General features: G+C 40.6%; 20 protein-coding genes. 10 read left to right on the plus strand and 10 right to left on the minus strand.

What is annotated here, in order from left to right; translation table 11 throughout:
• The 4 genes from PQO01_RS07615 to PQO01_RS07630 form a co-directional block, all read right to left on the minus strand.
• The gene (locus PQO01_RS07615) at positions 1-3,477 is read right to left on the minus strand and encodes a DUF1592 domain-containing protein (protein ID WP_274313428.1); all 3,477 of its coding nucleotides are present in this window, start codon (positions 3,475-3,477) and stop codon (positions 1-3) included.
• A gap of 85 nt (positions 3,478-3,562) precedes the next feature.
• Complete coding sequence (locus tag PQO01_RS07620; protein ID WP_274313429.1) at positions 3,563-5,632, minus strand: serine/threonine-protein kinase; 2,070 nt, start codon at positions 5,630-5,632, stop codon at positions 3,563-3,565.
• The gene (locus PQO01_RS07625; protein WP_274313430.1) at positions 5,629-6,216 is read right to left on the minus strand and encodes an RNA polymerase sigma factor; all 588 of its coding nucleotides are present in this window, start codon (positions 6,214-6,216) and stop codon (positions 5,629-5,631) included. The genes PQO01_RS07620 and PQO01_RS07625 overlap by 4 nt, the downstream gene beginning before the upstream one ends.
• Positions 6,217-6,336: 120 nt before the next feature.
• Positions 6,337-7,011 (minus strand): DUF2314 domain-containing protein, encoded by a 675-nt coding sequence (locus PQO01_RS07630; RefSeq protein WP_274313431.1) that lies wholly within the window; start codon positions 7,009-7,011, stop codon positions 6,337-6,339.
• Positions 7,012-7,334: 323 nt separating this feature from the next.
• Between PQO01_RS07630 and map the strand changes: the two genes are divergently transcribed.
• From map to PQO01_RS07675, 9 genes are all read left to right on the plus strand, one after another.
• A complete protein-coding gene (gene map, locus PQO01_RS07635; protein ID WP_274313432.1) occupies positions 7,335-8,105 on the plus strand; it encodes a type I methionyl aminopeptidase in 771 nt (256 codons plus the stop codon).
• Positions 8,106-8,125: 20 nt separating this feature from the next.
• A complete protein-coding gene (gene ffh / locus PQO01_RS07640; protein WP_274313433.1) occupies positions 8,126-9,535 on the plus strand; it encodes a signal recognition particle protein in 1,410 nt (469 codons plus the stop codon).
• 1 nt (position 9,536) lies between these two features.
• On the plus strand, positions 9,537-10,220 hold the full coding sequence (locus PQO01_RS07645) for a cell division cycle protein 123 family protein (protein WP_274313434.1): 684 nt from the start codon (positions 9,537-9,539) through the stop codon (positions 10,218-10,220).
• Positions 10,220-11,908, plus strand: a complete 1,689-nt coding sequence (locus PQO01_RS07650; RefSeq protein WP_274313435.1) for an AMP-dependent synthetase/ligase — start codon at positions 10,220-10,222, stop codon at positions 11,906-11,908. The genes PQO01_RS07645 and PQO01_RS07650 overlap by 1 nt, the downstream gene beginning before the upstream one ends.
• A gap of 13 nt (positions 11,909-11,921) precedes the next feature.
• Entirely contained in the window at positions 11,922-12,638 is a 717-nt protein-coding gene (locus PQO01_RS07655; protein ID WP_274313436.1) for a pyridoxine 5'-phosphate synthase, read from the plus strand.
• A gap of 18 nt (positions 12,639-12,656) precedes the next feature.
• Positions 12,657-13,091: a hypothetical protein gene (locus PQO01_RS07660; RefSeq protein WP_274313437.1), complete on the plus strand. Its 435-nt coding sequence runs from the start codon at positions 12,657-12,659 to the stop codon at positions 13,089-13,091.
• A 71-nt stretch (positions 13,092-13,162) separates the two neighbouring features.
• Positions 13,163-13,825, plus strand: a complete 663-nt coding sequence (locus tag PQO01_RS07665; protein WP_274313438.1) for a TFIIB-type zinc ribbon-containing protein — start codon at positions 13,163-13,165, stop codon at positions 13,823-13,825.
• Positions 13,826-13,886: 61 nt separating this feature from the next.
• Positions 13,887-15,161 carry a DUF2851 family protein gene (locus PQO01_RS07670; protein WP_274313439.1) on the plus strand — a complete coding sequence of 425 codons (1,275 nt, stop codon included), beginning with the start codon at positions 13,887-13,889 and terminating at the stop codon, positions 15,159-15,161.
• A gap of 84 nt (positions 15,162-15,245) precedes the next feature.
• Positions 15,246-16,157: a bifunctional methionine sulfoxide reductase B/A protein gene (locus PQO01_RS07675; protein ID WP_274313440.1), complete on the plus strand. Its 912-nt coding sequence runs from the start codon at positions 15,246-15,248 to the stop codon at positions 16,155-16,157.
• 11 nt (positions 16,158-16,168) lie between these two features.
• Here the strand turns inward: PQO01_RS07675 and PQO01_RS07680 are convergent, their stop codons facing one another.
• From PQO01_RS07680 to PQO01_RS07690, 3 genes are read right to left on the minus strand one after another with little or no spacing between them, the layout of a single operon-like run.
• The gene (locus PQO01_RS07680; RefSeq protein WP_274313441.1) at positions 16,169-16,810 is read right to left on the minus strand and encodes an MBL fold metallo-hydrolase; all 642 of its coding nucleotides are present in this window, start codon (positions 16,808-16,810) and stop codon (positions 16,169-16,171) included.
• A gap of 1 nt (position 16,811) precedes the next feature.
• Entirely contained in the window at positions 16,812-17,681 is an 870-nt protein-coding gene (locus PQO01_RS07685) for a S66 peptidase family protein (protein ID WP_274313442.1), read from the minus strand.
• Positions 17,678-18,046: a DUF2237 family protein gene (locus tag PQO01_RS07690; protein WP_274313443.1), complete on the minus strand. Its 369-nt coding sequence runs from the start codon at positions 18,044-18,046 to the stop codon at positions 17,678-17,680. The genes PQO01_RS07685 and PQO01_RS07690 overlap by 4 nt, the downstream gene beginning before the upstream one ends.
• 121 nt (positions 18,047-18,167) lie before the next feature.
• On the opposite strand from PQO01_RS07690, the gene PQO01_RS07695 reads away from it, so the two are divergent.
• Positions 18,168-18,701, plus strand: a complete 534-nt coding sequence (locus PQO01_RS07695; RefSeq protein ID WP_274313444.1) for a shikimate kinase — start codon at positions 18,168-18,170, stop codon at positions 18,699-18,701.
• A gap of 180 nt (positions 18,702-18,881) precedes the next feature.
• On the opposite strand, the gene hisD is transcribed toward PQO01_RS07695, so the two are convergent.
• From hisD to PQO01_RS07710, 3 genes are all read right to left on the minus strand, one after another.
• Positions 18,882-20,168 carry a histidinol dehydrogenase gene (gene hisD / locus PQO01_RS07700; RefSeq protein WP_274313445.1) on the minus strand — a complete coding sequence of 429 codons (1,287 nt, stop codon included), beginning with the start codon at positions 20,166-20,168 and terminating at the stop codon, positions 18,882-18,884.
• Positions 20,169-20,170: 2 nt separating this feature from the next.
• Positions 20,171-20,812: an IMP cyclohydrolase gene (locus PQO01_RS07705; RefSeq protein ID WP_274313446.1), complete on the minus strand. Its 642-nt coding sequence runs from the start codon at positions 20,810-20,812 to the stop codon at positions 20,171-20,173.
• Positions 20,813-20,935: 123 nt separating this feature from the next.
• A complete protein-coding gene (locus PQO01_RS07710; protein WP_274313447.1) occupies positions 20,936-22,249 on the minus strand; it encodes a DEAD/DEAH box helicase in 1,314 nt (437 codons plus the stop codon).
• Positions 22,250-22,407: the final 158 nt, after the last annotated feature.

The raw sequence follows: 22,407 nt of genomic DNA on the forward strand, positions 1-22,407 counted from the left end.
TTATCTTCTAGTAAAAATATCGTGAGAAATAATGTTTTTAACAAGGTCTTTAAAGCCATAGTTTTGCTCCATTGTCTTGTTGACGATTTGATCGATGTCCTCGTTGTCCATGTAGGAGAGGTCGCGACCGAGAGAGTAAGCTAAGAGGTGTTTTGTAACCGACCGAGTTACATTCTCTTGTTTGTTTTCTTTAATGTATTTTTTGAGTTCATTAATGCCATTGAGTTTAGTTCCATCAATGAGTTCAGTTTTTGCATCAGCTTTTGTTTGGAATTTACCAACCGCATCGTAATTCTCGAAAACTACTCCCCAAGGGTCGATTTTTAAGTGGCAGTCAACGCACGATGATTTTTCACGGTGTAGCTCGAGTTGTTGTTTAATAGTTAAACCCTTGAAGCTAGGTTCTTCTGAATCGAGAGCAGGTACATTTGGTGGTGGGGGTGGTGGCTCGTCATCAAGAAGTTTTTCCATGAGCCATACACCACGCTTAATGGGGTGAGCTTGAACGCCATCAGAGTGACCTGTAAGGAAACTGGCTTGAGTAATGAGGCCTCCACGATTGTATTCAGGTTTTAGTGGCACTGGACGGAAGTTAGTACCTTGAACTCCCTGGATACCATAGAATTCTGCTAAGTTTTGATTCAGCATAGCGAAGTCAGAATCGACGAAGTTTTGAAGACTCATATTGTTTTTGAGGATATGACTGATGAAAGCACGAGTTTCTTTAGCCATGTCGTCTTTAACAAAACGTGTGTAATCAGCGTATTTTTTGACGTCAATTGTCATGTCTTCAAGACGATCCATACGTAACCATTCGCGAGAGAACGTGTCGATAAATTTATCACTTTTTGGATCTTGGATCATACGATCAATTTCTTTATCCAAATTAGTAGATAGACGGAATGAATAAGCTAAGTCAAGAAGACGTTTATCTGGAGGTTGGTTCCACAAGAAGTAAGAGAGGCGGTTAGCTAACTGAAATTCGTTAACACGTGGAGTTCCTTGCTGCTTTTCTTGTCCTGGTTCAGCCAAGAAAAGGAATTCTGGTGAACAGAGTACAGCAACAAGAGCTTCTTTAACGCCATCTTCATAACGAGGGAAGTCACCCTTAACCGATTTCCAGAAGTTATAATAGATATTTACGGTTTGTGCATCAACCTTTTTGCGGAAAGCCTTGTTGATGAAGCTTGTTAACACTTCTTTTGTATAGAGTTCTTTGTTGTTTTTATTCTTAGAATCAAAGAAAATGCTTTTGTAAGAAGCCATGGGCCATGCAGGGATATAGGGAGCTTCAAACTCAATACGTTCAATCTTGATTGGCGGACCAGAAAGGTTTGCATCTTTCACAAGGTGATCGTTATAGATCCCAACAATCATGATGTTGGCGAGTGGATTTTTTGTGTTGGGGTTGATTACCGGTACCGGCAGATTTTCTAAACGTCCCTTAAATACTTTTGTTTCTGATTTGCCTATAGGAGTATTGAAACTCTTTGATTCGTCAAAGAGTTTGTGGTCCATGCCATCATCGGCACGAGTTCCAAGGAAAGCTCGTAGTGATGCCGGTACAGTTTTATACTTTTCTTTACTTGCAAGGTATTTGTTATAAGCGTTTTCTTTTATTCGAATATCGCCTGTTTTATCACTAGCAGGAATAATACTTAATTCATAAAAATCTATAAATTCATTTGACTTGAGGTTAAGTGAGTAATCTCCAGCCTTTAATTTACCGAAAGCTACAGTTGTTTTAATGGTAGTCGCTTTCTCATTTTGTTGGTTGTTGCTATTTAATGATTGTTTCGCAATTACTTTCTCCCCCTGAGAATAAGAAAGTTCAGCACCATTAATACGATCTTCATAACCTACGCGATTATATATCTTTATAGATTCAATAATCTGAGGAGATTTAAACTCTACCTTAATCCAAGGATTATCTTCGAACTTTGTATGGCCAAAGTTATTTATGTCGCCGTCCATGAAGGCTTTAGGTCCCATGCTGCTATTGTATTGCGAGCTCATTGTAATCTTAAAATCTTTAATTTTCTGTTTTTTAGGACCGTAGATTTCCAATTCGGATAAGTTGATTGCCTTATGTTTACCAGGGATTTTAATCAAGAATGAATTTACTTTTTTATTAGCCGATCCCTTAACAAGAATGGGGCCTTTAGTTACAGGTTCCTTTTTGTGTTCAAACTGTTGTTTGATATGGTAGTTGTTAAGGGTAAAAGCAAATTTACTTTTTTTATCTTTATAACTAACGGCACTACGAGTAACACCGATGTGATAATAACCATCTTTTGGGATTTTGAATTTTACATTAGCTGTAGAAACGGAACCTTTGTCGTCAGCAACTAATTTATCACCTTCAAGCTTGAAGTTGTTAATCATTTTAAAGTCTTTTGCTTTAAATGTTTGCGTGCCATCTAGGGTCTTAGATTTTTTAACTGGTAAAACTTCGTTATTTACTCTTTTAATATTATTAAGGTAGAACTCACTGACAGGAAGGGGAAGAGAGTTACTCGCCGTGATACGGAAAACAAAATCGCCTTCGCTTGGGAAATGTTTACGGATGAGCATTTTGAGGTTTGGGTTAGCTCCTTGCCAAGATTTAGGAGCCGTTTCTTTGTGTGGTTTAGAGCCATGTAAAACCATGCCATCTTTTACCATGCCCCAACGACTACGATCGTCAGAACCACGGAAACCAACCATTATGTTTTGTTTTAATTCTTCAACTTTTAAACCATTAGGTGCAATTTCGTTATCGGCCAATTCCTTATTGTTTTCATCAAGAATAGAAATTTTGTAGTTTTTACCATCGAGATTTATGGACTGAAAGCCTGCTGCTTTAGCATAGACTTTTTTACTTGAATTTTGTGCAAAATCGAGACGGTACTTACTCACCGCAGGTTTTTCTTTGGGACCAATAGCTTTGTCGAGTGCTTCATGGGCAATCTGTTGGTAGTATTCAATATGAAGTGGTGAGATCGTCATGCTTTCACCAGCATTAGTGAACCCCATATGAGATTTAGCTTCAGGTGGAAGCGTTTTCGCAAAATCGATATCGAGCCCAAGTAATTTTTGAAGTGAATTACTGTATTGATCGCGAGTTAAACGACGAACAACAGTTTTTGCTTCGCCGCGCTTCTTCTCTTTAGCGAGCTTAAGGTTGACAGTCATCCAATCAACGATTTTTCTACGCTCATCATCGCTAGGCTGCTTGACGTCATCGGGTGGCATATCGGCTGTATTGATAACGTCGAGAGCAGCGTGCCATTTTTCAGCATCTTTACCATTGATGATATCTGGGTCAAGCATGTCTAAACGAACTTCGCCTTTCTGTTTGCGCTCGCCATGACAGCGGATACAAAATTTTTCTAGGAGGGGTTTGATTTCTTTGTCGTAGTTGTGAGGGGATTCAGCTGCAGATAGACTAGGTAGTGTCATCATTGCGGCAAAAAGGCTGTAGATTTTTTTCTTCATCAAAACTTCCATGCTTCTTTAATAATTAAATATATGAAGGTTTATGAAGCTAAAGAGCTGGGGTTAACAGCTAGTTTAAAAAAAATTAAAAATGATTAATAGAGAGATTTAGACTAGAAGGGACTGTTAACTTTTGGGCCTCATTAAACTGTGTTTCTGAGAGTATGAGGTTTTTAAGTTGGTTCATGTTTAAAATATCTTGCGTGATTTTGATGGGAGAAAGGCTTAAGTCAAGATTGGGGACACTGATGGATGTGAAGTGTTGAGGTAGATTAGTCATATCCATGATTTTTAAATAATTAATAGGAAGAAAATTAAAATAAGTTTGAGTGACGCGCATGTTCGTAATGCGGTTGCCAAATGTATAGCCGATTTCTTTCAACTTTTCACCACTTATTTCAAGGGCCTTGACTTCGGGGTGGTATTTAAAGTTTGTACTATCCCATTTCGGGTTGGAGGCCTGGATGAGGTTCTGGATGAAGCTTAATTTATCATTAAGGCTAGGTTTGGTGATAAGGTAGCAATTCAATACTTTAAATTTAACATACTGGTCTTTGAGTGAAACGAGGTCTTTGGTGAATTCGTTGATTAGATTTTCAGGAACACTTTCTCCTTCAGGGATGAGCTTAGAATACTTTTCGCTGAGTTTTTGTATTTCAGTGTTTTTTAAATCAGTCGCTTGAGCAACATCAAAGTCTCGCTTTGATTGATGAAAGTTTTGCATCATGAAATGAGCTCGGGCACGTTTAGAATATAGATTTTTATTATTGGGGTCAGCCTCGATGAGTCGATCTAAATAAAGAAAAGTCCTAGACATATGCTCAGTCGGGTCCTTATCCAATGATGAATAGAATAGGTAACTCAAGACATCACTTTCTAGACGGTTTGAATGATCTTGGATGACGTGGTTTCGCCATTCTCTTTCTTTCTCTAAAAGGGCTAAAGCTTTATCAGTACGTTCTTTTTCTGTTTGGATCTCCAGCTGTTTTTTCTCTGCCAAGTCTCTAGCGACTTCAGCTTCTTTACGACGCTGTTCAATATTGAGGAAATAGACTGTCGTTAAAATCGCAATAATAATGATGAACGCGAGGACTATGTGGCACTGAGCTTTATTGCGTTTGTATAAGAGCTTAGATTGCCTCCAAAAATTGGGCTTGTCTGATGAGGGGGAAAAACCTAAAAGGTATTTTTGAATGTCTTCTCGGATAAGGTCAACTTTTTGATAGCGCTTGTATGTTTTTCCTTGCATAGCTTTGGTGATGATTGACTTTAAACCATCAGAAACCGTTTTGTCATCGGGGAAAGAGAATTCGCCTCTTAGATTATTTTTTATGACTTCATCATCATCATCAGTATCAAAGGGGGAGTTCAAATAGAGTAAGCTATATAGCAGGCAGCCGAGAGAGTAGATATCAGATGCTTCATTGATTTCATCCTCTTTATGGATTTGTTCAGGAGCCATAAATCCTGGAGTTCCTTTTATCTCGCCTCGACTTGTGACATTGTTGAGGAAGTCAGGATTAAAGAGCAAGCCATCAAAACTATCATAATCTTTAGTTCCCACAATTTTCCCTAGTCCCCAATCGCAAACTAAGACTTCACCGAAACTACCAATCTGTATATTATCGGGTTTTAAATCAAGGTGAATGACTTTGTGTGAATGTGAGTAGGCAATGGCGTCACAAATTTTTAAGAAAATATTGAGTAGGGTATCTTGGGTGAATTTCTTTTGGTATTCTGTATTGCCCTTTTTAAGCTCTTGGATGATTTTTTTGAGTGAATCACCTTCTTTTAATTCCATGGTGAAAAATGGAGCACCCATCGGTCCAATTCCAACGTCGTAAACGGGGATGATATTGGGGTGGGTGAGTAGGGCAGTGAGGTGTGCTTCTCTAATAAAGGGATCGTAGAGTTCCTGTGAAGCTCGTTTAATAAGGCGAGCCATGGCAACTTGGCGTTTGGTAAGATGGTCGTAAACCTGAGAAATGCGTTTCATCCCTCCTTCTGCGACAAAACTTTCATCTGTGTAGCGTTGGTTATTCTCTAAGAGCTCTTGGTATAGGGGGGGGAGCTCACCGTCGATAACTTCGTCTTCGTTATCTTCAAATAGATCGATCAGTTTACGTGCACGATCAGCAATATGTTCGGAACTCATTTGCGTTCCATGTTTCGAGTTAGGTTGCGCATTTCGCTAATAAAGCAGGACTTGACTCGAGCCTTTAAGACTTTTACTGAAGCCAAGGCAATATCAAGTTTTTCAGCAATTTGGGAATTGGTGAAGCCGTCTAGACTCATCAAGAAGGCGTCGACAGCTTTGCCAGAAAAAACTTCTTTAACATGTTTTATGGCTTCCTCGGTGAGGTAGTTTTCCCATTCGTGTTGGATCATTAAATCGATATCATTTGTTTCTGTAACTCGATTTTCTTCACCTTCGAAAAAAGCATTTTCTTGTCGGCGATTTTCTTTGCGATAATGCTCATTTACTGAGTTGCGAATTACGGTGCTTAGCCAAGGGCGGAAACTGCCTCGTGAGCTATCGTAAGTGTTGATTTTTTTCCATAATTTAATGAGGATTTGTTGGGCTACGTCATCCGAAGTTGTGCCCTTTATGCCCATTTTTAGTATGATGTGGTAGATGAATCTGCCGTAGTAATCAACAAATTCTTTCCAGGCACTTTCGTCATCAGGATCGACTGCTCTGAGAAGGAGTGTTTTTCTTGTAATCCACTGATCAGTCATTTTTCATCCTAAAATTTATTGAGATAAAGTTCCTATAATACAAAGCTCAAGGAAAACTTTTTTCAAATGATTAAAAAGGCGATTTTAGGGAAAAGGTGTAAACTTAAGGATAATGATGTTTTAATCCATGTACTGCAGGACGCCTAGACGTTTGTCAAAATCTATCTTCTCCTGTTCGTTCATGGATTGGCGTAATTCCTTCAGTGAATAGGCTCCGTAGATATAGCCATCTATGTTTACCATCCAGTCTAGAACCTCGGAGTCACGAAGCGAAATGGTTTCTCCAATTTGATGATCATGAAAATCTGTGGGAAGGTCAATAACTTGTGCTCTAAATCCAGTATCTGAAACGCTTACGAGAGAAAGCCATGTATGTGTTTTTGATTCATGGTCACTCAAAGTGTATTTGAGGATACCCTTGGCTCGTGGTTCAGATTTTATGAGTTCCCTTAGTTCGTAGAGGTTTTTCTGAGCGGTGTGGATAGTGGCCTGCATGTGAAGGTCTTCGTAACTCAAGTTAAATGAATTGTTAAAATAGGGGTCTATATCTGGTTTTCTCCCAAGGGATTGACGCAAAATCTGCCAGTCATGCCAGCAGTTTTCGGGATCAATATCATGCTCGTTTTGATCTCCGGGAATAGCTTGGTGAAGTCCTTTTTTGATGATAACAACAACAGCACTGTTTTTGATTGATAGCACTTCATCTAAACTTAGTGGAGCGCCTTTTTTGTTTTCAGCATTGATGAGCACTTGCGAGAGGGGGGGCATGAAAATGGATTTAAATTTGTCAGTCATGATAAAACTCTCCTAAATGGTTTACGGTAGTCTCTGTTTTTTAATTTATATTTTAAGCACTTGTAAAACAATGTTTTGTGAGATTTTTGTGGCTTTGAGAGAAGGAATTAATTACTTTTTTATATTGCTGAGGCTAGGTAGTTTATCATTGAGTTTTTGAGTGTAAATGAAGTGCTCCATAGAAGCTTGAACGCACAAGTACTAAAAAGGGGAGGTTTTTTAGCACGATTCACGAGTGCTTGAATGGAAAAAAAGCACGAGTGGGTATAACCTACAAACTTTCATAAAATATTTTAAATCACAGAATACCAGGAGTTTTTCTTTTGAGTAGAAAACCCAAAAAAATGACATTAGACGAAATCAAGAAGATGGAAGCTGTTTGTCGTTTAGCTGCAGAGGCCTTGCAGTTGGCAGGGAAAATGGTTAAGCCCGGTGTGACGAGTCAAGAAATTAATGACGCGGTTCACGAGTTTACTTTATCCAAAGGATGCCTTAGTGCTCCCCTCAATTATCACGGCTTTCCGAAGTCGATCTGTACGAGTATTAACGATGTCGTTTGCCATGGTGTACCTCAAGAAGGAGAAACTCTTGTCGATGGAGACATTATCAACGTCGACGTCACCCTCATCAAAGAAGGTTTCTTTGGCGATACATCGAGAACATTCTTTGTGGGAGATGTCAGTGACGAAGCGAAGCGTATCACTCAGGCAGCTCAGGAGTCTATGTACGCAGGCATTGATCAAGTTAAAGCGAAAGCTCGCACACATGACATTGGTTTTGCATCCGAGAAAGTCGCAAAATCATACGGCTACTTCCCAGTAAGAGATATCGGCGGACATGGAATTGGTAAAGCTTTTCACCTCGACCCCTTTGTCCCGGCAATTGGACCAAAAGGTACAGGCCCTCGCATCATGGAAAATACTTGTTTGACTGTAGAACCCATGATCAATGCGACCAGCCACCGTTATGAAACTTTCCAAATCCCCAATTCTAATATCACTTATTTTAGAACTTTAGATGGAAGCCTCTCAGCTCAATTTGAACACACAATTTTAGTCACCTCAGATGGACGCCACGTCCTCACCGAGTGGTAAGTAAATTTTAAGGAGATTCAATGTTTAACAATCTTAGCGATGCCCTCTCAAATACATTTAAGACAATTACGGGCAAATCTGTTTTAACAGAAAATAATATTAAAGAAGCAATGGAACAGGTGCGTTTAGCACTTCTTTCTGCTGACGTACACTACGACACAGTTAATGATTTTGTTGGTGAAGTAAGTCGTCAATGCTTAGGTGAAAAAGTACTTAAAAGTGTTAAGCCTAGCGAACAAGTAGTTAAAGTTGTTCACGAAGAACTAACTCGTCTCATGGGTACGGAAGAAGCCGAGGTTAATACTTCAGGTGATCCGGCGATTATCATGATGGTAGGTTTGCATGGTGCTGGTAAAACGACAACATGTGCGAAGCTCGCAAACTATTACACGGGTCAAAAGAAAAAAGTTCTCTTAGCAGCTTGTGACGTCTACCGTCCAGCGGCAATCGATCAGTTAGAAGCTCTAGGCCAAAGCATCAAAGTTCCCGTTTTCTCCGATCGCAGTACACCTGATGTAGTTCAAATCGCTCAAAACGCTTTAAATACCGCTAAGTCAGAAGGTAAAGATTTAGTCATTCTGGATATGGCTGGTCGCCTACAAATTGACGAAGACATGGTGCAAGAATTAATCCGCGTTAAAGAGCGTTTTAATCCTGGCGAAATTCTTTTAACTGCGGACTCAGCCCTAGGTCAAGAAGCGGTTTCAGTAGCCACTCACTTTGATAAGGCTTTAAACATTACTGGTATCGTCCTGACAAAACTCGACGGTGATGCTCGTGGTGGTGCTGCACTTTCCATGAGAAAAGTGACTGGCAAGCCAATTAAATTTATCACTTCCGGTGAAAAAGTATCTGACCTCGAAAAATTCCGTCCGGAAGGTATGGCTTCTCGTATTCTCGGTATGGGTGACATTGTTCAGCTCGTTCGTGAAGCGGAAATGCATATCGAAGAAGAAGAGTCAGCTCGCATTGAAGAGAAAATGCGGAAGAACACTTTTGACCTTGACGACTTTGTCGGTCAGTTAAGTATGCTCAAGAAAATGGGTGGTTTTGGTCGTATCTTAGACTTTATCCCTGGTGGTAAAGCAATGAAAGATATGGTCAACTTCGACGAAAAACAGGTTGGAAAAATTGAAGCTTTAATATCTTCGATGACTCCTTTAGAGAAACAACAGCCTGAACTTATCAATATGTCTCGCCGCAATCGTATCGCCAAGGGGGCTGGTGCGGATGCCGCAGATGTATCTCAGCTCTTGAAGCGCTTCCAAATGGCGCGTGAAATGATGGGTAAAGTAACTCGTGGCGAACAAGCTTTTGTACCAGGTGTACCTGGAATGAGTGCTACTCGTGCCAAGGGCCCGAGCAAGGAAGATCGTAAGAAAAAGAAGAAACAGCAAAAAGCTGCTCGCAAGAAAAACAAACGCAAATAAAATGAACAAAATCTCCGAGTGGTACCCATTTCTAGGGCATCTAACTTTCCCCACGGTTTTTTTGGCCCTGAATAAGGAGGAGTGTACGGCACTTCAAGCTGGTCAATCCTTGGCAAGCCTTGAAGAACGTATCACTCGTGCAATTGCATCTTTGCCAGGTTCATGTGTCCTTGGTGTGGATAGCTGTATGCCAACTGACTCTACTTCCTTCAAAAAAAGCAAAGCTCTTAAGAGTGGCAAATTAGCTTTTAAAATGCTGGCGGAGAGTGAGAAGGTAAAAGCAGCCATTGCTGCTGGGGACAAAACTCTTACAGTTAGACCTTATCGACGTATGGACAAAACCAGAGAGTTTCGACTCTTTGTCAAAGACGGTGACTTAAAGGCGATGACTCAGCGTAATTTGGAACGTCACTTTAAACGTTTGGAAGCGAGACAAGATTTGTATTGGCAAAAGGGCTTAGATTTTGTTGATGAGATCAAGAAATACATCAATGAACAGGATTACGTTGTCGATATTTACTTCACTTCAACTGCTGATGTGATGATTGTCGATTTCAATACTTGGGGCGAACCCACTTTACCTTTACTAATGAAGACTTGGGACCGTGATTGGAGCCAAGTAGATGGATTAAAACTTATGGCCGAGCCCATTCAGCTCGGAGGTGATATTAAGGTTTCTTTCTAATGAATAACCTCTACGACATACTTAAATTTTCAGCTAATGAAGCTGGTGAACATACTTTTCTAGATATCCCACATGGTGACGAGGGTAGAACAACTCTAAGTTACCAGTCGACCCTAGATAAGTTGAATCAACAAGCCCAAGTTTTACGCTTGGAATATAATATAAATCGCGGTGATCGCATTGCGATAATTGCTCCCAAATGTTACGAGCAAATAGTTTTATATTATGCTATATGGCAACTTGGAGCCATTATTGTCCCAGTGAGTGAGGGCTTGGGAAGTGATGAAATTACTTTTATTCTTGCCGATGCTGAGGCAAAAGTCATTTTTGCACATGAGCAATTCATAGAGAAAGTTTCCAATTGTACTGAAGTAGAAATCCAAAGCTTTTCAAAACTTGAGCAGGAGCTAGGCTTATATACTGAAGAAGCTCCCGATGCCTATGATGAAACGGCGGCCTTAATTTACACTTCAGGTTCAACAGGTCGGCCTAAAGGGGTTATGCTTAGCCATAGGAACCTAATGGTGAATGGTATTTCCTCTGCCGACAAGCTGCCTGTGACTCCAGAAGATAGAGTTGCATCCTTATTGCCTTACTGGCATAGTTTTGCACTTTCAACCGAAGTTGTCATGAGCTGCTTCTTAAAAGCCACACTTGTCTTTGCACGTGATATGAGAGATTTTTCAAAGAACTTAGCATCTTGGAAACCCACCATCGTCATGGCCGTGCCTCGCATGCTCGCCATGTATAGAGATCAAATTTTCAAAGGAATTGAAAGTAAGGGAGAAACGGTCTCCTCTATCTTTAACGATTGCCTAGTGACAGGTGAACAGTTCTTTAATTCAAATGGCTTAAAGAACCCGGATCCCATCTTGCGCTTGAAGCGCTTGAAGCAAGAAAATTCAATTCTCAAACAAATTGGTCTTATGATGGGAGGCGAATTGCGTTTCTTTGTTTCTGGCGGAGCACCAATCGCAGCTGACCTACAAGATTTTTTCCGCGACATCAATATACCCGTTTATCAGGGCTATGGTTTAAGTGAATCTTCACCAGTTATATCTTGTAATACTCCTGGTTTTTCTCGTACGGGGAGTTCAGGAACCATGCTTTCTTGGTTAGACCCTGCTTATGGTGGTGATTGGACTTTCCTCAATTCAGCAGGTGAGAAAAGCAAAGACTTTGAAGGCGAGTTACTCGTTAAAGGCGATTGTGTCATGCAGGGCTACTGGAAGTATTCAGATACAAGTGCCAAAACTCTTGAGAATGGATGGTTGCACACGGGAGATATGGGCAAAGTAGTCGATGGCTTTCTTTACTTGAATGGGCGCGCCTCAAATCTAATTGTTTTACGAGGTGGTGAAAAAGTTCATCCAGAACATATTGAAGATTTAATTTGTGAATTGGATGAAATCGCAGAAGTTATGATAATAGGCGATGACTGTAAAAATATCTATGCCTTGATCAATAAAGCGGATGAAGAAATTGACGATAAATTGATTGCCAAGAAAATTTCTGAAGCCTGCTGTGATTTAGCAATTTTTCAAAAACCTAAGGGGATCTTATCTCTTGCACCCTTCAGTCCAGAAGATGGTACCCTAACACCCACTTTAAAGATTCGTCGTAAAAATATTTGGAAGCGATCGGAAAATGAAATCAATGCCTTTTTGAAAGCGCATAAAGAAATATAATTTTAAGGAAAATATGACTGCTCTAAGCGTGAATATTAACAAAGTTGCCTTATTGCGAAATTCGCGAGGCTGTGATGAACCTAATGTACTTAAGTTCAGTCAAGATCTCATTAACTTGGGTGCTCAGGGGATTACTCTTCATCCTCGCCCCGATGGTCGTCATGCTTTGTATAGTGATGTTCTTGAATTGAAGAAGAATATTGACGTGGAGTTGAACGTAGAGGGTTACCCTACAGAAGATTTTCTACAGATGGTTTGTGAAACAAAGCCCGATCAATGTACGCTCGTTCCAGATCCCCCAGATGCACTAACTTCTGATTCAGGTTGGGATTGCGAGAAGAATATGGAGTTTTTACAAAAGGTAGTAGCTCGACTGAAAGCTGAGGGTATTCGCGTTAGTATTTTCTTAAACCCCGATCCCGTACAAGTGAATTTTGCCATGAAGACAGGTACAGATCGTATCGAGCTTTACACGCAGGCTTATGCAGAGGCTTATGGAACAGATGACTTTGATAAGGTCTTTGCCGGCTATTTTGCGACGGCCGCAAGAGCTGTTGAACTTGGTGTAGGAGTTAATGCGGGACATGATTTAAATCAAGAGAACTTAACGTATTTAAAAAAGAACTTGCCAGGTTTGGCAGAAGTGTCTATTGGACATGCTTTGATTGCGGAAATGCTTTACCAGGGAATGTCCACAACAGTAAAAAATTATCTTGATTGCCTAAAGTAATCAGTCTATAATACCTTAATGAAGAAATTTTTTACACGAACTAATACGACTTCCTTAAAAGTGGATATCCCTATTAAACCTTTGACAATTGGCATCGATTTTGATGGGACTTGTGTCGAACACAAATATCCAGATATAGGCAGAGAAATGCCAGGAGCGAGCCAAACTCTTAGGTCCTTAGCTTTGCGTGAACATCGACTCATATTGTGGACCTGCCGTGAAGATATAGAGGGTGACCCTGAGGCCCAGTACTTAACAGAAGCGGTCAATTGGTTTAAAGAACGAGAAATCCCTTTAACTGGTATTAACGAAGTTCCCACGGAATTTGATTTTCGTGGTAAGAAGAGCGGTAGAAAACCTGTTTTTGATATGGTAATTGATGATACCAATTTTGCAGGTTTTCCTGGCTGGCCAATGATCCATTATACTTTAACTGGTATGCCTCTAATCTAATTTTTTGACTTTAAATTTCATGAAAATTATCTATTAGTATATAAGTGTTTATATAAGAGAGGAGGTTTTTTATGTCAAATTGTCAAAATTGTGGTGCAGTATTACCAGTCAACAGTTCCGTATGTGAATACTGTGACACCCGAAATTTTGTAGATTTTAAGTCGTCCACAGCAAGTTCTACTCTAGGACCAAGTCAGCGCAAGTGTGCCTTGTGTAGTACGCTGATGGAAACCATTAACGTAGGCTCGGAGAGCAAACAACTTCCCATAGAGAAATGTAATCATTGTCATAGTCTATTTTTCGATAATGGTGAAGTAGAATTGATGCTTGAAATGCATAGCGGAGATCCCACATCGATCAATCGTCAACGTTTGCATGAATTATGTGAGTTGGCAATGGAGAGTGGAGAACGCAAAGCTTATATTCCTTGCCCCGTTTGTGCTCAATTGATGAATCGCCAGTTATTTGGCGTAAAGAGTTCAGTAGTCGTAGATATATGCCATGATCACGGACTGTTTTTTGAGCCCGGTGAAATTCGTCATCTCATAGAATGGAAAAGAGCAGGGGGACAAATCCTCGATAAAAATACCAAAGCCAGTGCACCAAAAGAAAGACCGCGAAAAACTTCTTCATCCCATGAATTTGAGGATTACGATGAGGGCGGTTTTTCAGGTGGCCGCAATGGGGGCTTTTTGGGTATGGCATTAGAAATGTTTTTTGATATTTTAGATTAAAAAATTTGCTTAGCATTTTTTCGTCTCTTACTTTTTATCTAGATGGTATAAGGAGAGAAAGATGCAATTACGCGAAGTCGAGATTAAAGAAGTTTACCTTCAGGCGCTATGGAATGAACAAGAGTTTAGTCGCAAATTAATTAGTGAACAGGGTCAGGAAATCGAGGTCTTATTTCCCGGAAAATGGAATACGGGTGCAGGACCTGATTTCCTCAATGCTCACTTAAAAATTGATGAGAAAGAAATTTCTGGAGATGTTGAAATTCATTTTTCTCCTAGTGATTGGCTTCATCATGGTCATCAAAATGACCCGCGATATGAAAATGTGATTCTTCATGCAGTTTGGCAAAATAGCAGTCAAGAAGACCCCAGCGGGAAAAGCTTATTGCTCATGAGTCAAGCTTGTGCAATGAGCCTTAATGAATTAGAAGAGCGTTATCAAAATTACTCTCAACAGGCCAAGTTTAAGCCTATAGAAGGCATCGTGGAATTTTCATCTTTGTCAGACAGCAAAATGCAGAAGTTTTTAGAGAAGATGGCATTTTTGCGATTGGCGCAAAAATGTTCACGTTTGGATAAGCACATAAAATTATTTGGTGCTGATCAAGCCTTGTATCAAGATCTTATGGAGGCCTATGGTTATAGTCAAAATCGCCAAGCATTTTTAACTTTAGCAAAATCAGTAAGTTTAGCGAGCTTACAATCCTCAACTGATCCAGAAGCCCTTCTATGGGGAGAGTCGGGCTTATTAAAGGATGCTAGTCAAAATGTCATTCACCCCGGACTATTGAATTGGCATCAAGAAAAATGTCATGCTTGGGCGAATATGCGCAGTTCTTATAGTCCAGAAATTAATTGGAATAGAAAAAATCGTCCTCAAAATACACCGGAGCGGCGTTTGGCGGGAGCCATTCTCTTCCTCAGGAATATTAATTGGGATATGAAAAGTTTTCTTCAACAACTAGGGAGTGGCTTTCGCGACTTACATATCCATTTTCAGGGTGATGATCCCATGATTAGCTTCTGTCATTTTTCGAAAAAATTAAGTAAAGCCGTTAATTTAGTTGGGGAATCGCGACAAAGAGAAATACGACTAAATGTCTTTTATCCTTATTTATTCTTAACGATAAAAGAGGAAGCCTTAAAAGAAGAGATTAAACAATTCTACTTAAAGGAAAAGAAAGGGGATGATACTTCTGTTTTGAAAGAAGCCTCCTGTAGGTTGTTTTTGCCTCCGTCTCGCATGAAAACTGTAGTTAAAAAATTTGTGCATCAACAAGGCTTATATTTCTTACTTCAAAACCCTGAATGGCTTAAGGAGAGTATCGATTTTTAATCTAGCTTATGCTTCTTTATCTAAATAAAGTTGAGTCAGACTCAGACGGGAATAAACTCTTAGAATAACAAGCTAGGGTAGAATGTGAAGTATCTAATATTATTGAGTTTATTATTTTTCTCCTGTACAGACACAGTGAAACAGACCCATTTGAAGTACAATGAGCTCACGAGTGCAGAAGCAGAAATACTTTTGCATAAAGGGACTGAAAAACCTTTTTCAGGTGAGTATGATAAACATTATGAAGAGGGCGATTATGCCTGCCGCCAGTGCAATACGCTTTTGTTTAGTTCAAGTGCTAAATTCGATTCAAATACGGGGTGGCCAAGTTTTGACGATAATTTTTCCGGAGCAATAGAAATAAGAGATGATTTTAGTCGTGAAGAAATAGTCTGTTCCACCTGTAAAGGTCACTTAGGTCATGTATTCAGGGGTGAAGGTTTCACTCCCAAAGACACTCGTCATTGCGTTAATTCTCTAGCGATTAAGTTTGTCGCTAAATCTCATATTAAGAAAGCGATTTTTGCTTCAGGTTGTTTTTGGGGTACTGATTATTGGTTGAGAAGTGTTCAGGGAGTTTTAGATACTAAGAGTGGCTACATAGGTGGCTCGGAAAAGAACCCAAGTTATGAAGATGTTTGCACGGGAACTACCGGACATTATGAAGCGGTAGAAATTACTTATGATACCAATTTAGTAGATTACGAAACTTTAGCTCGCATGTATTTTAATACGCACAATCCCGAACAAGCGAATGGCCAAGGCAATGATATAGGTTCCCAATACCTACCAGCAATTTTTTATCTAGATGAAAAGCAGAAAAGTATTGCCGAATCACTACTTAATAACTTACGAGCTAAAGGTTTAAAGCCTGCAACTGAACTTATTCCCGCATCTCACTTTTGGCCTGCGGAGGAGTATCATCAAGATTACTACCTAAAGAATGGAAAAAAGCCTTACTGTCATTTTTATCGACCACTTTTTGACGAGGAATAAGGCTGTATTGTTTAGGCAGTTATAAAGGGGTTTTGTCTTTTCTCTTCGCCAATGATTGTATTGGGGCCATGGCCAGGAATGACTTGAGTATCAATATCGAGTGTATACAGCCTTTCTTTAATAGACTTGGTAATTTCTCTTGAATCACCTGTGGGTAAATCGGTTCGACCGACGCCACGTTTGAATAAGGTGTCACCACTAAAAAGTAACTGCTCATCGGAATTTTCAATTTTAAAGCAAGTGCTACCAGCAGAATGGCCGGGTGTGTGAATGGCTTCCAAGTTAAACTCGCCAAATTCAAAGCTTTGCGAATCTTCGATGAAATGATCGATGTTGGAATGAGGGCATTTGGGGAGGCCGAGCATTTCTGCTTGTAAGTCGGCGATATCCCAAAGTTGCTTATCATCGGCGTGAAGGTACACAGGAGCTTTTGTTTCCTCACTCACTTCAGAGGTCGCGCCAAAATGATCCAAGTGAGCGTGAGTGTGAATGACTGCTTTTACATTGAGACCCTGATCATTAATTTTCTTTAGGATCGTTTCAGCTTCAGAGCCGGGATCAATTAAGATGGCCTCTTTACTTTCGGGGCAGTAAACAATACTACAATTACATTGATAGAGTCCGACGGGGAAAGTTACTACTTTTGCTTTCATACTAATACCTAAGAATTTTGAGTGTTGCAGTGGAATGGAAAGTGAGCTCAGCTTCCGCACCCACAGGTAAATTGAGACGTGGTAAACAGTGACCAAATTGGAGTCCACCAATTACTGGGGTTTGACTTTGTTTTGCGAAATCTGCAAAAATTTTATGAATCTCACTTACATCGCCACAGTTATTAAAATCTCCCATAATGATAGCTTCGCATACTTGGGGGATACCAGCTAAGAGAAGTTGTGTGAGCATGCGATCAATTTTGTAAGGAGCTTCATTAATGTCTTCGAGCACTAAGATGCTACCAGTAAAGTCGGGGAGATGTTGGCTACCAATTAGGGAACATAAAACTGAAAGGGTGACAGGGATCAGTTGACCACTAGCTTTAAAGCTAACATTTGAATAGTAATTAGGAAGCCATTCCTGCTGAAATAACTCTTCGTTTAAACATTTATCAAAACTAGATAAAGTAACTTGTTTATCAGGCGAGCGAGTGAATTCTGCCGCGGCCATAATGCCTGAAATACTTCTCTTCATACCATGTTTAAGAAAGGCCAAGTGAAGAGTACTAATATCGCTGTGACCAATAAGAATATTTTGCGTCTTTCGCAATTTTTTCCAATCAATTAAATCGAGTAAACGAGCACAACCATAACCCCCACGCAAGCAGATGATTGGTTCTTCCGCTAACCAAGCTCGGGTCAAAGATTGCGCACGTTGTTCATCACTGGCGGCTAAATAGCTAAGGGGTTCATAAGAGAAATAGTCTTTTTTTAAACTGTAGCCGAGCTTCCCCATACATGGAGTGGCGAGGTCTAAGTTCTCTTCGGAACTTTTACCTGCGGGCGCAATAAGCTGAAAGTTATTGTTCATTCCTTATGTGCGTAAAGTTTGAGTGTATCTAATGGAATGACTTCTAGGCAACGTGCGTTACAGGCTTCTAAAATCACCGGAGCTGCTTTTTCTTTTTCTTCTGCCTGAAGCCAACGAAGAGCACAGACACACCATTTATCACCGGGTTTTAAACCAGGGAAATTATACTCGGGAACTGGGGTCGAAAGATCGTTGCCAGCGCGTTTGGAGAATTCCAGGAATTCTTGTGTAATGAAGCAGCATACTGTATGCGAACCTAAATCCATTGCCCCTGTGTGGCAGAATCCGTCACGATAAAAACCCGTTTGGCTTTTTGTACAACAGACTTCTAGGGCTGTGCCTAAAACGTTTAATTGATTACTCATAGTAGTCCTTATTTATTATAAGAAAACTAAGCAAAACTATGAGAAAGTCAAAGGGATATGAACATTGAAAAAGCAGGTGGGGGATTTACTTTGTGAAAAAAGTTTATAGAAAGGCTGAAAAATGAAAATTTGTCCGAAGAAATACTCTGGGAAATCAAATATTGTTATGGTGGGTATGCCTGGAGCTGGCAAAAGTACCATTGGGGTTCTACTTGCAAAAGAAACGAGTTTCGATTTTTTAGACGTAGACGTTTATATACAAGGACAAGAACATAGACGCCTCCAAGAAATTATAGACCTTGAAGGAATTGATGTCTTCAAGGGCTTAGAAGAAAAATACCTCTGCCAAATCGATGTGGATGGAGTCGTAGTTTCAACTGGTGGTAGCGCTATTTATTCTCAGAAAGGTATTTCAGCACTTTCCCAAAAAGGTCTCGTCATTTTTCTCAAAATTAACATGCAAACACTCGAAGAGCGTTTGGGAGACTTCAGTACCCGTGGTGTTGTAATTGCTCCTGGACAAACTTTTGAAGACCTTTTTGCTGAGCGTAATAAGCTCTATAGTGAGGCAGCTGATCTTGTTATTGAGTGCGATGGTAAAACCCAAGATGAGTTAGTAGACGAAATTGTGGCTAGAGTCTTTATTGGCAAGTAATTAGGAAACTAGCCAGCTCAATCGACTTATGATTGATGAAGCTGATAAAGAAAACGCGAATTATACTTCATCGAGAAAAAGTCTAAGTGACTTAAATCAACAAAAAAGCCTCGATCATCGATCGAGGCTTTTTGGATTTCTATCAGATGGACTTAAAAGTAGGTGTCCGCCTGGTAGAACTTATTCGAAGCGAATTGTTCCACTGCGTCCGTGAGCGCCTAAGCCTTCGGCTTTTGCCATGGCCGCAACGGCACCAACTTCTTTTTGTAGAGCTTCTTTACTGTACTTAATTAAGCTTGTTCTACGGAAGAATTGATCAACTGTGAGGCCTGAGAAGTGATGGCCAGCACCGCCAGTAGGAAGTACGTGGCTTGGACCAGCGACAAAATCACCCACGGGTTCAGGAGTCCAAGGACCGAGGAAGATAGCACCGGCATTGGAAATTTGTGCAGCTACATCATCGGCATCTTCAGTGATAATCTCCAAATGTTCAGGAGCATAGAGGTCGGCAACTTCTGCAGCAGCTTCCATGTCATTAACTTTGATGAAGAAAATCCCGTTGTCTAATACCTTATCGACGCATTCGACACGGCCGAGAAGTTCTTTTTGTTCAAGAAGTTCTTTTTCAACCTCATCAATGAGCTCAGCACAATCAGTAACCATGACTGCTTGCTCGTAGCCAGAGCCGTGTTCAGCTTGAGAGAGTAGATCGGCGGCAATAAATTTAGCTGGAGCTGTTTTATCTGCAATGACCATGACTTCAGAAGGGCCAGCCACTAAGTCTAAAGAGCAGTAACCGTAGACTTGGCGTTTTGCAGCTGTTACATAAGCATTTCCGGGACCGCAAATTTTACGAGCGCGTTTAATACTTTCTGTACCGTAAGCAAGGGCGCCAATTGCATAAACACCACCAAGCTTCAGGACTTCAGTGGCACCTGCTTTTTTAGCAGCGTAAAGAATAGCCGGATTAACTGTACCATCTTTTTGTGGAGGAGTCGTAATGACGATGTCTGGAACGCCTGCGGCTTTCGCAATCGCCGCCGTATGAAGAACAGTAGAAACTAATGGAGCCGTTCCACCGGGTACATAGCAGGCAATACGAGAGAGAGGTGCATACTTTTCTCCGAGCTGAACACCTTCGCGAGGGGAGTAATCCCAAGCTTGAGGCAGCTTTTGGCTAGAAAAATCAATGATGTTTGCGGCGGCAAGGTCGATGGCATCTTTGATGTCTTGATCAACTTTTGCATCGGCCGCATCAAGCTCTTCTTGGCAAACTTGGAATTGACCAGCAATAAGCTCGACACCATCGAATTTCTTTGCGTAATCAGAAATAGCTTCATCGCCACGTTTGCGAATATCGCAAAGGATTTCGTTTACACTAGAAGCTATATCTTCGGGAAAAGCATTGCGTTCAAAGAGGGGGTCAAAGTCAGCCGTGCAGCGGCCAGTAAATTCCAAGCGTATCATGCTTATTTATCCTTGAAAGCAACCTGGAATTTATCGCCGTCAGCAATAGCACAAACAGCGGAAATTGGTTTTTCTAAATCAGCAAAGACACCTTCACCTAAAATGTAATCACATGCGCCTTCCGCAGATTCAACGTGGAAATCAGCATCTTTCAAGTGAACACTTGGAGTATTGTGATTGTAAGTTGCAACGTAGAAAGCTTGACCGGGCTCAAGTTTGATTTTGGTAACGTGAAGAGCGTCTTCGCGAACAGTACCGAGAGCAGCTTCGCCAGTTTTGATGTTGATGACTGAAGCAATACGAGGAGTACCGAGATGGTCGTGCTCATAGTCCATACCAAAAAGACCACTTACAAGTGCGTCGCGCATGTTCATGCCAGCATCAATTTTTTCAGTAATTGGGTCAGTGTGTGAACCATTTGTGGCAATTGCGTATTGACCATCTTGGCTGATACGTAGGCAGTTATAGGCAATGTAAGGGTTCTTCATGATATCGTCTTCATGACCAGGCTTAGGAACGATAGCAATGCCGCGCTCTACTTCAACAGCGTGACGGTTCGGGAATGAGTTAGAAGATACGCGATACATGGCACAAAGTTTGCCATCTTTAGTTTTTCCTACGGAAACAATACGACCTACGTACATGAGGTGTCCTTTGGTTTATATAATGATAAGTTTAAAGGCGACTAATAAAGTCCAAAGAAGCTTTTTTTCAAAGCTTCTTTGAGGATAAATTATGACAGATGGAATCCTTCTGTCAAAACAAGTTTATTTATCGGTGTTTGGCTTTCTTGGGCGTCTTTTGGGCTTAAACTTTTTATCTTTACCAAATTCTTTTTTCTTTGGTGAATTAGAATTTTTATTACGACTCTGAGAACGGTTTTGACGATTGTCATTTCGACGTTTCTTCGTATCTTTTTCAGCTTCTTTTGCTTGGCTAAAACTTGGAGCCTTAACCGTGATTCCAGGGACTTCCTTAACCGTGATATCTTTTTTGATGAGTTTCTCAATAGCAAAAAGTAATGAAGCTTCATCAACAGATACTAAAGAAATAGCTTCACCAGAACAACCTGCACGACCTGTACGGCCTATGCGGTGAACATAATCTTCCGCAACTTGGGGGAGCTCGTAATTGACCACGTGGGGAAGTCTATCAATATCAATACCTCGGGCTGCAATATCAGTAGCGACGAGAACGCGAACTTTGATAGCTTTAAAATCGGCAAGCGCACGAGTTCGGGCATTTTGACTTTTATTGCCATGGATTGCTGCAGAAGTAATACCATCGGCTTCGAGCATTTGAGAGAGTTTATTAGCGCCATGCTTTGTACGGGTGAAAACGAGCACCTGATTCCATTCACCATCGCGAATTAAAGAGGAGAGTAGTTGGCGTTTTTTCGTTTTGGGAAGGTGATAGACGCTTTGATCAACAGTCTCGGCAGAAGTGTTTTCACGTGCGACTTCAACCAAGCTTGGATTCCTGAGAATACTCTCAGATAAAGTTTTAATTTCTTTTGAATAAGTAGCCGAAAAGAAAAGTGTCTGACGCTTGTCAGGGACGAGCTTGATGATTTTCTTTATATCATGAATGAAACCCATGTCGAGCATGCGGTCAGCTTCATCTAAAATGAGGTATTCAATTCTTGAAAGATCGAGAGCTTTTTGACCGGCTAAGTCGAGCAGACGACCAGGAGTTCCCACAACAATATCAACGCCCTTTCGGAGTTTTTGTTTTTGGGGATTTATACCAACACCGCCAAAAATGACTGTTGAGCGAATATCGAGTCCTTTGCCGTAGAGGTCAACACTTTCCCCAACTTGTGCTGCTAGTTCACGTGTGGGAGTTAATACCAAGGCACGAGGACGGTGGCCACCACGATTGGTGCCAGTACTTAATAGGTGAAGAATGGGTAAAGTAAAAGCCGCGGTTTTTCCTGTGCCTGTTTGAGCACCAGCTAAGATATCACCACCTTTAAGGACGATGGGAATAGCTTGTTCTTGAATAGGAGTCGGCTCGGTGTAGCCCTGGAATTTTATTCCTGTGAGTATTTCGGTTCTTAAACCAAGTTTTTCGAATGACATATGTATCCTGCGTTATTGTCCGAAAAAAGCATTGTTGACCGATTCCTTCATGCGGAATAAATATTAGGAAGATGTGGGATACAGAATCGGTGTATATCCATTTTTCATCAGTGTAGTGCATTTATGGGATAATACTTTCAGAGCTGAAGAATATAAGT

The organism is Lentisphaera marina, assembly GCF_028745505.1.
Taxonomy (GTDB): domain Bacteria; phylum Verrucomicrobiota; class Lentisphaeria; order Lentisphaerales; family Lentisphaeraceae; genus Lentisphaera; species Lentisphaera marina.

Bases quoted from the DNA above. Each gene is read 5' to 3' on its own strand.
- PQO01_RS07655 (WP_274313436.1), top strand. From the start codon at position 11,922: ATGACTGCTCTAAGCGTGAATATTAACAAAGTTGCCTTATTGCGAAAT.
- PQO01_RS07680 (WP_274313441.1), bottom strand. From the start codon at position 16,810: ATGAAAGCAAAAGTAGTAACTTTCCCCGTCGGACTCTATCAATGTAAT.
- PQO01_RS07620 (WP_274313429.1), bottom strand. From the start codon at position 5,632: ATGAGTTCCGAACATATTGCTGATCGTGCACGTAAACTGATCGATCTA.
- PQO01_RS07645 (WP_274313434.1), top strand. From the start codon at position 9,537: ATGAACAAAATCTCCGAGTGGTACCCATTTCTAGGGCATCTAACTTTC.
- PQO01_RS07670 (WP_274313439.1), top strand. From the start codon at position 13,887: ATGCAATTACGCGAAGTCGAGATTAAAGAAGTTTACCTTCAGGCGCTA.
- PQO01_RS07690 (WP_274313443.1), bottom strand. From the start codon at position 18,046: ATGAGTAATCAATTAAACGTTTTAGGCACAGCCCTAGAAGTCTGTTGT.
- PQO01_RS07710 (WP_274313447.1), bottom strand. From the start codon at position 22,249: ATGTCATTCGAAAAACTTGGTTTAAGAACCGAAATACTCACAGGAATA.
- PQO01_RS07685 (WP_274313442.1), bottom strand. From the start codon at position 17,681: ATGAACAATAACTTTCAGCTTATTGCGCCCGCAGGTAAAAGTTCCGAA.
- PQO01_RS07695 (WP_274313444.1), top strand. From the start codon at position 18,168: ATGAAAATTTGTCCGAAGAAATACTCTGGGAAATCAAATATTGTTATG.
- ffh (WP_274313433.1), top strand. From the start codon at position 8,126: ATGTTTAACAATCTTAGCGATGCCCTCTCAAATACATTTAAGACAATT.
- hisD (WP_274313445.1), bottom strand. From the start codon at position 20,168: ATGATACGCTTGGAATTTACTGGCCGCTGCACGGCTGACTTTGACCCC.
- PQO01_RS07630 (WP_274313431.1), bottom strand. From the start codon at position 7,011: ATGACTGACAAATTTAAATCCATTTTCATGCCCCCCCTCTCGCAAGTG.
- PQO01_RS07615 (WP_274313428.1), bottom strand. From the start codon at position 3,477: ATGAAGAAAAAAATCTACAGCCTTTTTGCCGCAATGATGACACTACCT.
- PQO01_RS07705 (WP_274313446.1), bottom strand. From the start codon at position 20,812: ATGTACGTAGGTCGTATTGTTTCCGTAGGAAAAACTAAAGATGGCAAA.
- PQO01_RS07650 (WP_274313435.1), top strand. From the start codon at position 10,220: ATGAATAACCTCTACGACATACTTAAATTTTCAGCTAATGAAGCTGGT.
- PQO01_RS07665 (WP_274313438.1), top strand. From the start codon at position 13,163: ATGTCAAATTGTCAAAATTGTGGTGCAGTATTACCAGTCAACAGTTCC.
- PQO01_RS07660 (WP_274313437.1), top strand. From the start codon at position 12,657: ATGAAGAAATTTTTTACACGAACTAATACGACTTCCTTAAAAGTGGAT.
- PQO01_RS07625 (WP_274313430.1), bottom strand. From the start codon at position 6,216: ATGACTGATCAGTGGATTACAAGAAAAACACTCCTTCTCAGAGCAGTC.